This window comes from Streptomyces sp. NBC_01520 (assembly GCF_045040375.1).
In the GTDB taxonomy this organism is placed as follows: Bacteria; Actinomycetota; Actinomycetes; order Streptomycetales; family Streptomycetaceae; genus Streptomyces.
The window spans coordinates 2,998,359-3,011,383 of the sequence record NZ_CP109404.1; the positions used below are offsets into that span (position 1 = coordinate 2,998,359).

A 13,025-nucleotide genomic window follows, 5' to 3' on the forward strand; every position below is an offset into this window, starting at 1 on the left:
TCCCGGCCGGGAACCGGTCTACAAGGACGCCGACGGCGGGGCCGCCGCCACGCCCAGCGGCAGGAGCTCCGGGCGCTTCGCCGTACGGCCGTCGCCGGAGGACCTGCCGCGCAGTCGGCGGCCGAGCCACGGGCCGAGGAACCCGGCCGCCCAGCGCACCTCGGCGCCGGCCGCCCGCAGACCCGTCGGGTGTTCATGGGCCGGCAGGGGCAGCGCCCACGACTCGTCGCTGCCCGGCAGCCGGAGGGCGTACGCGGCGGCTGCGGCGATCCGGGTGTGGCCCAGAGGGCTGGCGTGGAGGCGGTCCTCGCTCCACAGGCGCGGGTCGGTGGCGACGGGCAGCGGGGCGAAGTCGGCGACCGTGACGCCGTGCCGGGCAGCGGCTGCCCGGATGCGGGCGTTGATGTCGAACACGCGGGAGCGGACCGGCCGGGCGATCGGCGCGATCTTCGCGACGTCGGGGAAGGTCAGCGTGACCACATGGGCGCCTGCCGCCGTGAGCGCGGCAAACATCTCCTCCAGGTGTCCGGCCACCTCCTCCGCGTCGAACTTCGGCCGGAGCAGGTCGTTGACCCCGGCGACGACGGAGGCCAGATCGGGGCGCATGGCCAGTGCGGGCGCGAGCTGCTCCGCGTGGACCTGGGCGGCGACCCGTCCCCGTACCGCCAGATTGGCGTACCGGACACCGGGGTTGACCGCGCCCAGGTGCTCGGCGAACCGGTCGGCCCAGCCACGCAGGCCGACCGTGTCGTCCCCGTCACCGACGCCCTCGGTCTGACTGTCGCCCAGGGCGACGTAGCGCAGGTACTCACCGCTCGGCATGACTGGCCTGCCTCTCTCCCAGTACGGCCGCGATCCGCAGGCACCACGCCCGGTGTTCCCGCTCGAAGGACAGGCCGCGCAGGCAGGTCAGATACGGGCCGATGCGCTCGCCGCTCCGCAGGAACTCGTCCTCGTCCATGTCACCACGCAGCCGGAGCAGCAGCTTGTCGAGCATCTCGATCTTGGCGTCGGCCGCGGCGGCCCGCTCCTCCAGCTGCCCGATCACCGGTGCCGTGCCGATGCGGTCGGCGGCCTGCACCTTGACCAGCAGGTCGTCACGGATGAACGAGGGCTTCGACACGTCGGCGGCGAACCGTTCCAGCTCGGCCTGACCGGCGTCGGTGACCCTGAAGAGGCGTTTGTTGGGCCGGGATTCCTGGATCACCTGCCGGCCGACGACCAGCCCTTCCTTCTCCAGCTTGGCCAGCTCGGTGTAGAGCTGCTGAGGCACGGCGTGCCAGAAGTTCGCCACGCCGATGTCGAACGCCTTCGCCAACTGGTACCCGCTGTACTCGCCGTCCAGCAGTGCCGCCAGCACCGCATGCCGCAGGGCCATCGCCGTACCCCTTTCGCTCTCCGAGTCCGTCAGCCGGTCTCATGGTACTCAAGCATATGTCTAGTCATAAGCTTGAGTACCGAGAAAGGGTGACCGCGGCGATGATGACGGCATGAGAAACCGCTCGATTCCCGTAGAGGCACTGATCGTCGTGGACGTCCAGGAGGCATCCGTCACCGGCGACGGTGCACTGCCCGAGGCCGCCCGGCTGGTGGACCGGACAGCGGACCTGATCGCCCGCGCGCGTACGGGCGGGGCGGTCGTCGTCCACATCCAGAACGACGGGCCCGCCGGTGCGGGCGACGCGCCGCACACGCCCGGCTGGGAGCTCCACCACCCCGTCCGGACCGGCCCCACGGAGGCCGTGATCCGCAAGACGCACGACGACAGTTTCGAAGGGACCTCGCTGGGCGGCCTGTTGACCGGCGCGGGCGTGCGCTCGCTCGCGGTCTGCGGCCTGATGTCGGAGATGTGCGTCCAGGCCACGGCCCGTACGGCGCTGGCCCTCGGATACCGCGTCGTCCTGCCGTACGACGCCCACGCGACGCACGACATACCGGCCGAGCCCGGCATCAGCGAGGCGGTCCCGGCCGCCGTGGTGTCCCGGGTCGCCGCATGGCCGCTCAGCAGGGACGCCGACGTCACCACCCGGGCCGCCGACGTCACGTTCACGGCCCCGGCCGCCGCCCAGGGGTGAGGGCCGGGCTGTGGGGCGCCGGAGTCCACACGGAGGGAGCCTCTTCCCAGGGGCCCGACCGGACACCTGTCAAGGAGTACTGCCCTGGGTTCCCGCCCCCGCCGCGTCACCGGTCTCGCAGTACTCCACCTCCGGAGGCGGCTGGTCCGGCTGTCCCTGCCTCCAGTGCAGGGAGAGCTTGACGTTGAAAGCGCGTTCGGCTGCGGGGTTCGCGGGAAACGGCAGTCTCAGATTCTTGTAGAGATCGAATCGATGCGTATCGAACGCGGCGTTGACCGCGATGCCATAACCGACTGCCGAAGACACCGCTCCCCGATACGCGACACGCACAAGCGTAAACAGAGCAAACACGATCAACAACCAATAACCCCCTGCCCGCAGGAGAAGACCAGCCGCGACTACCGCGGTGACCGCCACAGTGGCAGCCAGTCGGCACCCCGTGTCCACGGCATCACGGTGATCATCCACGACGGCCTTGCTCTCCGGCCTCAAGAGTGGATACAGACGGGGCCATACGACCACCGAGTCCAAGCAGTACGCGGACCCGGCAACGTACTCCATGGCGACGATAACGTTGCCCAGGGCCGTCGGCTGGGCAGCGATTCCGGTCGGCGGGAACCTGAGGCGCAGGTCCGTCTGTGCCTCACCCATCCGGTTCCGCACATCCTGCGAGATCCCGGAACCGGGGCCTGCGACCACTGCCTGGCGACGCAGTCGGGCCCGGAGCCGCTCCTGCCGCCGACTGGAGAACCGCGCAAGAGGTCCAAGCCACCGCGGCCACTGCCCCTGAAGTACCCGGACGAGCCCGAGCTGCAACGGGTGACTGACCACCGCCACCAGAGTGATCCCGAGCCACAGCAACACCAACTCCCCCACCCCCAACTCCGCCGCCGTTGTCCAGACTCGGTTGGGATCCAAGTCGGCGGAGGGAGCGCCCGCCCACACGAGCATCAGCAACAGCAACGCACAGAAGAGAGTGGGCAGATAGGACACCACCAGGAACCGCGGGCCGAGTGGGCCACCCGCCGGAGTCAGTACTTTGCCGAGCGTCATCCGGTGACCGTCTCGCAGTTCGGGCACGTCGGTGGCGAATCCGGCACTGTGGTGTGAACGGCATTATGGCATTCCGGACACATAAAGGTGAAGACATTGAATCTTCGTGATATTCCGGTCAATGCGGAATGGTCGCCTTCGCCACTCCGGCTGGTATCCAGAACGCCTTCGTCGCCCAACTCCGGTTCGTGCGGAGCCGTCGGATAGCCCTCGGACGTGGCCACCCCGACCGGTTCGCCCTCGACGTACACCGAGAGTCTGGGAAGTTCCGGGAACAGATCGAAGACCGCCTGCACCTGAGCTGCGGCTTCCACGACCCGATCGTGGGGGGAAGCAGCCAGGTCCTCAAACACCATGAGCGAGGCTGGTGAAGCATCCTTGCCCACCACTTCCGCGACGATGTGCCGGTACATCCACTTCCGGTCGGTCATGACATCTATCGTCGACCAGTCAGCCGTGTTTGGGTAGCCGATCGCAGATTCTCGTTGTGCTTCACCACACGGGTCTCCACAGGATCAGTCAGTCACGTGAGGAGCCGACATGACGCAAGGCCGACCCGATCAGGAACCACGCCCCAGCCGGCCCGGATCAGATACCTCCGCAGAAGTCGCCGACCATGCCGACGTGTGGCCGCTCCAGGACTCCATGGATGCGCTGGAAGAGCAGCTGAACTCAATGCAGGGCCAAGGTGAGCACCAAGCCGCCGCCCTCATGACAGCATGCTGGTTCCATGCCTTCCACACGTCGGTGACAGAAGAGTCGGTCCTTGTCAGCAGCGTCTTGGACGGAAGCGCTCTGCTCGACCAGCTCCCGACGGAGCGCGGTTCCGCGCCGCCCGACCCGATGCCTGCGATGCCTGCGCGGATCACGGAGGCATTACAGGTCTTCGCCCTGTCGAACACGCCCAGGATCGAATCCTTCGCATCAGCGCTGTCGGCTCTTACCACGATCGCCAACGAGACGTCGAGCCCGTGGATCCACCGGGATGCACTCTCAGCCGTCGGCGTCCTGCAGTTCTACTTCTTCCAGCTGAGCGGCAGCACCGATGCCCTGAAGCAATGCATCGACGTGCTCAGTCAAGCAACTGCCACTCACCAACTCGCACCCGGCGACCCCGGCCCGTCGATTCGCGATCTCGACAGTCTCGGAACGGCGCAGTTCAATTTGTGGCGAATCACCATGGATGCAAGGCCGCTTGAGGAGTCGGTGCGCAGCCACGGGCAGGCCGCTGAACTTTCGGCGGGTGCACGGCGTGCCGTTCCACTCGACAACCTCGGCGCTGCGCTCCACCAATTCGCGCGCATCCACCAGGACCCCGAGGCCCTCCGGCATTGCTTCACCGCATTCCGGGAAGCACTGTCATGGGCCGTTCCCGGCGAGGATCGGTGGTGGGAGCTGGCAGACAAGCTCGCCACCGCTTCTCTTCTGGTACCCGAGATCTGTGGACCGGGGTCGGACCTGGACACCGCAATCGGAGATCAACGCCGTCTGCTCGACCTCTGCGGGGATGAGCCCCGGTGGCCACTGATTCGCATCGCGGCCGTTCTCGTGGGCTCCCGCTTCATGATGGGTAACGACCTCGGCGACCTGAACGAACAGATCGAGCTGCTTCAGCGAGCGTGCAACTGCTGCCCGCCCGGCACCGACAGGGCATTGCTCACCGCGGACCTCGGCGCAGCCCTGGCCACCCGGTTCCAGTACACGGGCGACGTCATCGTCCTGAGCGAAGCCATTCGGCATATGCACACGGCCGAAGCGGAGGCGCCGGAGTCGATACGGCCGACGATCCAGCAGAACCTGCGGCAAGCACAGGGGCAACTGGCCTCGCTCACTGCGGCAAAGGGGCCTTCGACGCCCGCGCCTGAGGGCTGGGAGCAGGTGATGCCCGTGATGGAAGCGGTGGCCGGGCTCGCCAATCTGTACTCGACGTACGGTAATCCGGCCCTTCTCGAAGAGGCGATCCGCATTGCGGGCAGTGCCGTGGAGACGGCCGGCAGCGAGGTGCTCGCCACCCCGTTGATCTCCATGCTGGGAAGCCTGTACGAGCACCGTAATCGGCTCACCGGAAACAGCGAAGCCCTCGACTCCGCAATCACGCTCGCGCGCAGAGCAGCGGCTATCGACGCTCCTGACATTCCCTCCGCACACTCCTTGGCGGTACGCAGGTCGTCTCTGGCCAACATGTTGCGGAGCCGGTTCGAGCAGCGTGGCGACTTGAACGACCTGGACGAGGCGATCAGGCTCCTCCAGTTCGCCTTGCACGAAGGCGGCGACGGGGAGGCGGAAGCCACGAACCGCAACAGACTCGGTCTGTCCCTGCTGCGACGCTACGAGCACAATCACGACCTTCCCGACCTGCGCATCGCTGTCCAGGTTCTCGTCGAGGCCGATGAGACAGCCCGCGAATCTCCCCCACTCCGTGCCTCGATTCTCAACAATCTCGGTTCCGCGTACGGCGAGTTGTACGCTCGATCCAACTGCCCCGAGGACCTGAACGACTCCATTCGGCACCACCGAACCGCGGTGGAGATCAGCCCTCTTCAGGCAATCCACCTCCCCACCAGGCTCGCCAACCTGGCAATGGCCCTGCACAGGCGGTACGGGACACGCAAGGATCCCGCCGACCTTCAGGAGGCACTGGGCGCCGCCGAGGACGCGGTGCGGGCGACACCCCTGCGGGACATCGAGCGGAGCCGACGTCTCTCCGCCCGCGCAACTCTGCTGCGCAGCCGCTACAAGGCGTACCAAGACCCTTCCGACCTGGGTCTGATCCTCGATCTGGGAGAGTCCGCGCTCAGGGCTTCCTCTGCGGAACACGCCCACCGGGCCGAGCTGTTCAATTCCTGCGCGCAGAACATGGTCTTCGTGGCCGAGGCATGGGCCGCGAGCACCCCTCCGCCCGATGCCGAGCAAGCGGCCCCGGCAACAAGGTCCATCGAGCTGATCCAGCATGCACTGGACCTATACGACCATGCACGAAGCCAGACCACCGCACGGATCCACGATCGCGCCGAGGCGGCCCGCAGTTGGGCTGCACTCACCGCAGTCCTGGATCCGGCCTCGGCAATCGAAGGGGCCCGAACGGCCTTCGAACTCTTTTCCACAGTCGACTGGCACGGTATGCGCATCGCCGACCGAGTGTCCATCCTGGGAAATTGGGCGGGATTTCCCTCCCGAGCGGCCAGTTGGGCACTGAATCTGAGACAGTATGCCGAAGCGGTACAGCTGCTCGAACAGGGCCGCGGTCAGTTGTGGGCGCAGATCACCGACAGCCACACACCACTCAGCAGTGAGGCACCCGGCAGCCTGGAGTTGGCGGAGCGACTGAACGCGATCAATGCCTCACTGAATGAGCTGACCCGCGCCGCTGCCCGGCCAGCCGGGCAGGCGGCCGCATCCGGTAAGGGCATACGGGGTGAACAGCTCGGCCGCCTCAACGCGGAACGGCGAAGTGTCCTGACCCGGCTGAGCGCCCTGGAGGGACGGTCGCCGACGCCCGCCGTTCCAGAAGTGAAGGCAATCGCCGGTGGCTCGGCCGTACTCGTCAACATCTCTTCCCAACGATGCGACGCGCTGGTGCTGCATACCTCCGACGACGGCACCGGTACGGACATCGAGCCCGTTCACCTGACCGCTGTAACCATGGAGGAGACGGAAGACAAGGTCAGGGCCTTCGCCAGAGCCATCGCCACGGCTCGTACGGCCCACCGGCGCCTTCTGGCGGACCGGTGTGCGGAGCGGCCCAGCAGCCGGACGACCCGGGCCGCCTTCCATAGCTCGGTGGACGAGCTCGGGGACCTGCTGGCATGGGGATGGGAATCGATCACCGGACCGGTTCTGGAAGCGATCGAACGTGTCCGTCCCGCGGACGGCACCACCCAGGTGCGGCGGATCTGGTGGGGGGCGACCGGGCCACTCACTCCGTTCCCGCTGCACGCGACGGGCTACCACGACGGTTCCGGCAGAGCAGTCATGGACCGGTTCGCGTCCTCGGAGATGGTCACCCTGCGTGCCCTGTCCCAGGCTGGCGGACGCCCGGCCCCAGCTGGCCCGGCACGGCTGCTCTCCGTCGGCGTGCCGAGGCCCCGCGGCCTGAACAGGACACTCGCCGCGGTCTCCGACGAGGTGGCCGCCGTAGTGGAACAGTCACCGATTCCCGCAACTCCGTTGAACGACGAATCTGCAACTCGTGACCGCATACTCGCCGAGTTGCCGGGGCACACGTGGTTCCACTATGCCGGCCACGGCACCACAGGGATCAGCGACCCCAGCGACGCGGCACTGTCCGCCTTCGATGCCCCGGTCACCCTTGCGGACCTTGCCACCGCCATGCGCACCGACGCCGAACTTGCCTTCCTGTCCAGCTGTCATGGCGCCACACCAAGCCCTGACCAACCTGACGAAGCACTGCACCTGGCGGCAGCATTCCACTCCGCCGGCTTCCGCCATATCATCGCGGCCCGTCATGCTGTCGACGACCTCACGGCCGAACGCATCGCCACCGGCTTCTACCAGGAACTGCGGCACATCCGGGATCCCGGACTCGCCCTTCATCGAACACTGTTCACGCTGCGAGCCCGTTTGGCGCAGGAGAAGCTGCAGGACGATCTCGTATATCCGTTCGCCTGGATCAGCCACACCCATCTAGGTCCGGCGGGGCCCGTACTTCCGCCGGCATGTTGAGTGCACAGCGATCCTGGACGCAGCGGCGTGGGGCCCGTCAGCGAGTACGCCGACACTACCGAGAAACTCCCGCGCTCGGCATTCCGGACGTCGGGCCGGGCGGCATCCTGGCCGTCCACTCCGCCCACCACACCCCACCGGAACAACTCGTCCGGGTCTTCGTAGAGTTCCACCGCGCCCTCGCGCCCGGCGGCCACCTGATGCCCGGAGGCCACATCGGCGACGAGGACCTGAGCCCGGCCCGGCCGTTTGGCCACCCGGTGTCCTACCGCTCCTGCTTCCCGCCGCTGACCGCCTCGTCGAACTCCTGGACCACGCCGGTATGGCCCTCTCGGCACGGCTGGAACAGAAGTCCGACGGACGGGTCAACCTTCAAGCGCCGCTCCGCCTACCCTTCCGGCCCGCAAACCCGTTCCCCGCGAGGAACGGCACGGGCCGCCGGATCAGGCGTAGTAGTTCACGCTGACCGGCCTGGTCCCGGTGTACGGCGTCCAGCCCTGGATGGTGGCGGGCAGGCCCACGCGGCTGTTGCAGTCGATCACCTGGAAGTGCAGGTGCGGGGCCGTGGAGGCGCCCGTGCTGCCCGAGTAACCGACGATCCGGCCCTGCGGGACCCAGTCACCCGGTTCGTAGAACGACTGGTTCAGGTGGGCGTAGTGGGTGCACTGGCCGTTCGAGTGCCTGATGATCACCTCGATGCCGTTCTGCCAGTACGGCGACCAGTTCGAGATGACGATGGTGCCCGCCTGCGCGGCGGACACCTCGTAGTTGGCGGGAAGCCCGAAGTCCCAGGCGTACTCGTTGTACGGCCCCGTGTGCGAGTACGTGCCCTCCGGCCCCTGGGTGACCGTGTAGGCCTCCCCCGCCGGGTACGGCAGCTCGTAGTAGTAGTCCACGGCGGCGGCCGGGGTCGCCCCCGTCATCGTGATGCCCACCGCCGTCAGCAGCGCACTCGCCCCAACGGCCATGCGGCGCAGGACCGTTCTCACTCCGCTCATGTACGTCTCCGTTCGTCTTCCACGAGAACCGGACTCCGCGTCCCTGCCGGGGGCGGAGAGGAGGCAAGGATTGGCCCGGCCGACCCGTCGCACAAGGCCCGGGGAAAGAACCGGCAAGAACCTGTAAGAACCCGCAAGTGCCCCTGATCGGCCTCGACCACTGACCCGCCCCACGCGCCGCCCGCCCGCATTGGTGCAGGCCAACAGCACCGTGACCGGAATCGGAAAGCAAAAGTCCAGGTGGGTGGCGCCCGCCGTCGGCCGGCCGCGTACGGCGTCCGGCCCGGGCGCCGGAAAGTGCGCGCGGGAGGTGTGTTCGCCCCTGCTCACCCTCGCCGGGAAGGGGGTCCGGGCAAGAGCGGCACGAGAGGACCGGGAGAGCCCGGAGAGCGGGTCACCCCTCGCGGGGCCCCTGCTCCGACTCGGTCAACCTCCGTCGCGCGTAGGCGCGTTCGGGTTCCGTGCCCGCCAGCCGCAGCGCCTCACGATACGCCTCCGCGGCCTCCGCCCGGCGGCCGAGGCGGTGCAGCAGGTCGGCCCGGGCCGTCGCGTACGGATGGTAGGCCCGCAGCCGGGGCTCGTCGGCGAGCCCGTCGAGGAGGGCCAGACCGGCCTCCGGTCCGTCCCGCATCGCGACGGCCACCGCCCGGTTGAGGGCGACGACCGGCGACGGGTCCAGCGCCCGCAACACGTCGTACAGCGCGACGATCTGCGGCCAGTCGGTGGTGGCGACCGAATCGGCCTCGTCGTGCAGGGCGGCGATCGCGGCCTGCACCCCGTACGGGCCGGGCGGGCCGCCCGTCAGTGCGGTGACCACCAGCCCGGAGCCCTCCTCGATCATCGCGCGGTCCCAGCGGTCCCGGTCCTGGTCGTCGAGCAGCACGATCGCACCGCCTGGCCCCGTCCTGGCCTCGCGCCGGGCGTGGACCAGCAGCATCAGGGCGAGCAGCCCGGCCGTCTCCCGCTCCGCGGGCAGCAGTGCCCGCAGGATCCGGGCCAGCCGGATGGCCTCCTCCGCCGGTCCGGTCCGCCGCAGGTCGGGGCCCGAGCTGGCCGCGTACCCCTCGGTGAAGATCGAGTAGAGGACCTGGAGGACCCCCGGCAGGCGGTCCGGCAGTTCGTCGGCACCGGGGACACGGAACGGGATACGGGCTTCACGGATCTTCCTCTTGGCCCGCACGATCCGCTGCGCCATCGTCGCGGGCGGGACGAGGAAGGCCCGCGCGACCTCGGGGGTCGTCAGACCGGCGAGGCAGCGCAGGGTGAGCGCGCCACGGTCCTCGGGGCCGAGCGCCGGATGGGCACAGGTGAAGAAGAGCTGCAGCCGCTCGTCGGGCAGGTCGCCGTCCGCGTCGGCGGGCGGGGCCGGGCCGGCCCGTTCCGCCTCGATCTGGAGGACGGCCAGCCGGGCGGCGTACGCCTGGTCGCGGCGCAGCCGGTCGACGGCCTTGCGCCGGGCCGTCGTCAGCAGCCAGGCGCCCGGCCTGGCCGGTACGCCGTCGACCGGCCAGTGCACCAGGGCCGCCTCGATGGCCTCGGAGGTGACCTCCTCGGCCAGGTCCAGATCGCCGTAACGGCGGACGAGGGAGGCCAGCAGCCGGCCGCGCTCCTCCCGGAAGACCGCGGCGACGGACGACGCGGCCGACATCTGCCCGCCGGCCCCGGCGGTTCCCTCGTCCATCGCCGTCAGGCCCCGAAGTCGGCGACCGGGCGCACCACGACCGACCCGCTGCCCCGTGCACCCGGACACCGGGCCGCCCAGTCGAGGGCGGCGTCGAGGTCCGGCACGTCGATGACGAGGAAGCCGCCCAGGACCTCACGGGTCTCGGCGAACGGCCCGTCCGTGACGGTCCTGTCCCCCGTGGGCCCGACCCGGACCGTCGTGGCGGTGACCAGGTCGGCGAGCGACTCCCCGGAGACCAGGATCCCGGCGTCCTTGACCTCCTTGTCGTAGCTCATCCAGTCCTCGACCGTGCACTCGGCGGCACCACCGTTCTCGTCGGTCGCACCACTGTGGATCAACAGCATGTACTTCATGGTCCGGCTCCTGTCTGCTTCTGACGTCTCCCGTACACGTTTCCCGCGTACACCATGACGACGTACGGGCCACGCCCGGATCGACACGCCCTTCGAAGATTCCTCGTCCCGGCTTCTGCGCACGGTCGGCTGAGAGGCTTCCGCCATGGCCACTCTGCCCCGGATCGCCCCGATGCTCGCGACTCCCGGTCCCCTGCCGCCCGCGGCCACCGACGACCGCTGGGCCTTCGAGGTGAAGCAGGACGGCCAGCGGGCCATGGCCTACCTGCCGGGCGACGGCTCGGTGGAACTGCGGGCCCGGTCGGGGACGGACATCACGGCGGCCTACCCGGATCTCGCGGGGCTCGGGGCCGCACTCGGCGGCGTACCGGCCGTGCTGGACGGCGAGATCGTCGCGCTGGACAGTCAGGGGCGCAGCGACTTCGAGCGGCTGCAGTCCCGGATGGGCCTGTCCGGATCCCCGGCGAAGGCCGCGCGCATGGCGGAGCGGGTCCCCGCCCATCTCGTCCTGTTCGACGCCGTGTTCCTGCGCGGCAGGGATCTCGTGCCCCTGCCGTACGCGGAGCGGCGTGCCGCGCTGGAGGCGCTCGGGCTGGCCGCGTCCCACTGGTCGACGCCCGCGGCCGTCGTCGGGCACGGCGCGCAGGCCCTGGACATGACCCGGGAGGCCGGGCTGGAGGGCGTGATCGCGAAGCGCCTGACCTCCGTGTACGAACCGGGGGTCCGCTCCCGCACCTGGATCAAGATCCGCCATGTCCGCACCATGGACGTGATCGTCGGCGGCTGGGTGCCCGGCCGCGGCCGGCTGGGCGGTCTGCCGGGGGCGCTGCTGCTCGGGGAGCGGCACGAGGGCGGCCTCCGGTACGCGGGCAGTGTCGGAACGGGGTGGAGCGACGCGGAACGGACCAGGCTCGCCCGGCTGCTCTCCGTCGCCGAGATCGACACGTGCCCCTTCGACGAGGTGCCCCGGGTCGCGGGCGCGCGGTGGGTGCTGCCGAGGCTGGTGGGCGAGGTGCGGTACGCGACCCGGACCAGGGCGGGACGGCTGCGCCAGCCATCCTGGCACCGCCTCCGCCCCGACCTCGCACCGGACGACCTGCCGTGACGGGGGGGCGGCAGAGCGGTTCCGCGTCCCGACCCGGCGTCAGGAGGCCGTCCGCTTCCTCGTGGCCGTCTTCTTCGCCGCTTTCCCACCGGCACTCGTCTTCGCCGTCCTCCCGGCGCTCGTCCTCCCGGCGCTCGTCTTCCTGGCGGCCGTCTTCCCGGCGCCCGTCTTCCCGGCGCTCGTCTTCCTGGCGGCCGTCTTCTTCGCGGTCCTCTTGCGCGTGCCGGGCCTCATCTCGTGCACCGTCGCGTGCTCTTCCTCCGCCTGCTCGCCCCGCGTCTCGCGCGCCGCCTTCACCGAGGCGTTGAGCGCGGCCATCAGGTCCATGACCCTGCCCGTCTCCTCCTCCCCGCCCTCGCGCGGCTCCGGCAGCTCCTTGCCCTCCGACTTCGCCGCGATCAGCTCCTCCAGGGCCTCCTGATAACGGTCCCGGAAGCCGGAGATGCCGTCGAGGGCCATGGTGTCGGTGAGCTGGACGGCCCGCTCGATCTCGTCCTCGTCCAGCTCCACGTCCCCGGGGGCCAGGGATTCCGGGCTGCGGATCTCGTCCGGCCACCGCATGGCGTGCAGCACGATCGCGTCGTCCCGCACCCGCAGCAGACCGAGCCGTTCCCGGTTGTGCCAGGCGAACTTCGCGACGGCGACCTTGTCGCTGCGCTCCAGCGCCTTGCGCAGCAGCGTGTACGGCTTCGCCGCGACCTGGCCGTCGACCGCGAGGTAGTAGCTGTCGCTGATCCGGACGGGATCGACCGTGTCCGCGCCGACGAACGCGACGATCTCGATGGCCTTGGCCGTCGGCAGCGGCATCCGGTCGAGCTCCTCGTCCGTGACGGGCACGGTCCGGTCCTTGCCGATCTCGTACCCCTTGCCGATCTCGTCCTGCGAGAGCACCTCGCCGTCGAGCTCGCAGACCTTGCGGGTACGGATCCGGCCCATGTCCTCCAGGTGGTACTGGTGGAAGGAGATCGAGTGGTTCTCGGTGGCGGACACCACCTTGATCGGGATGGTGACCAGCCCGAAGCTGATCGCTCCGGTCCACAGGGGCCGCGGCATCCAGTACCTCCAGACCCCCCT

At 69.3% G+C, this 13,025-nt stretch carries 11 protein-coding genes; 3 read left to right on the forward strand and 8 right to left on the reverse strand.

Annotation, left to right across the window (positions count from 1 at the left end):
- Positions 1-18 precede the first annotated feature (18 nt).
- Together OG524_RS13560 and OG524_RS13565 are read right to left on the reverse strand one after the other, a co-directional pair.
- Positions 19-822 (reverse strand): SGNH/GDSL hydrolase family protein, encoded by an 804-nt coding sequence (locus OG524_RS13560; protein ID WP_405390561.1) that lies wholly within the window; start codon positions 820-822, stop codon positions 19-21.
- Positions 809-1,378, reverse strand: coding sequence for a PadR family transcriptional regulator (locus OG524_RS13565; RefSeq protein ID WP_405390560.1), 570 nt, complete (start codon positions 1,376-1,378; stop codon positions 809-811). Before OG524_RS13565 ends, OG524_RS13560 begins: the two co-directional genes overlap by 14 nt.
- Positions 1,379-1,490: 112 nt before the next feature.
- Between OG524_RS13565 and OG524_RS13570 the strand changes: the two genes are divergently transcribed.
- Positions 1,491-2,075: a cysteine hydrolase family protein gene (locus tag OG524_RS13570; RefSeq protein ID WP_405810391.1), complete on the forward strand. Its 585-nt coding sequence runs from the start codon at positions 1,491-1,493 to the stop codon at positions 2,073-2,075.
- A gap of 69 nt (positions 2,076-2,144) precedes the next feature.
- Here OG524_RS13570 and OG524_RS13575 read toward each other — a convergent pair whose 3' ends face one another.
- Together OG524_RS13575 and OG524_RS13580 are read right to left on the reverse strand one after the other, a co-directional pair.
- The gene (locus tag OG524_RS13575; RefSeq protein WP_405810393.1) at positions 2,145-3,128 is read right to left on the reverse strand and encodes a hypothetical protein; all 984 of its coding nucleotides are present in this window, start codon (positions 3,126-3,128) and stop codon (positions 2,145-2,147) included.
- Positions 3,125-3,559 (reverse strand): hypothetical protein, encoded by a 435-nt coding sequence (locus OG524_RS13580; RefSeq protein WP_405810395.1) that lies wholly within the window; start codon positions 3,557-3,559, stop codon positions 3,125-3,127. The genes OG524_RS13575 and OG524_RS13580 overlap by 4 nt, the downstream gene beginning before the upstream one ends.
- A 109-nt stretch (positions 3,560-3,668) precedes the next feature.
- Here OG524_RS13580 and OG524_RS13585 point away from each other — a divergent pair, with 109 nt between their 5' ends.
- Positions 3,669-7,811: a CHAT domain-containing protein gene (locus tag OG524_RS13585; protein ID WP_405810397.1), complete on the forward strand. Its 4,143-nt coding sequence runs from the start codon at positions 3,669-3,671 to the stop codon at positions 7,809-7,811.
- 443 nt (positions 7,812-8,254) lie between these two features.
- Here the strand turns inward: OG524_RS13585 and OG524_RS13590 are convergent, their stop codons facing one another.
- From OG524_RS13590 to OG524_RS13600, 3 genes are all read right to left on the reverse strand, one after another.
- A complete protein-coding gene (locus OG524_RS13590) occupies positions 8,255-8,809 on the reverse strand; it encodes a peptidoglycan DD-metalloendopeptidase family protein (protein ID WP_405390558.1) in 555 nt (184 codons plus the stop codon).
- 394 nt (positions 8,810-9,203) lie between these two features.
- Entirely contained in the window at positions 9,204-10,490 is a 1,287-nt protein-coding gene (locus tag OG524_RS13595; RefSeq protein WP_405390557.1) for an RNA polymerase sigma factor, read from the reverse strand.
- Positions 10,491-10,495: 5 nt separating this feature from the next.
- Positions 10,496-10,846 carry a YciI family protein gene (locus OG524_RS13600; protein WP_384498855.1) on the reverse strand — a complete coding sequence of 117 codons (351 nt, stop codon included), beginning with the start codon at positions 10,844-10,846 and terminating at the stop codon, positions 10,496-10,498.
- Positions 10,847-10,991: 145 nt separating this feature from the next.
- Between OG524_RS13600 and ligD the strand changes: the two genes are divergently transcribed.
- The gene (gene ligD, locus OG524_RS13605) at positions 10,992-11,951 is read left to right on the forward strand and encodes a non-homologous end-joining DNA ligase (protein ID WP_405390556.1); all 960 of its coding nucleotides are present in this window, start codon (positions 10,992-10,994) and stop codon (positions 11,949-11,951) included.
- A 39-nt stretch (positions 11,952-11,990) separates the two neighbouring features.
- Here the strand turns inward: ligD and OG524_RS13610 are convergent, their stop codons facing one another.
- Entirely contained in the window at positions 11,991-13,004 is a 1,014-nt protein-coding gene (locus tag OG524_RS13610; protein WP_405810400.1) for a Ku protein, read from the reverse strand.
- Positions 13,005-13,025 lie beyond the last annotated feature (21 nt).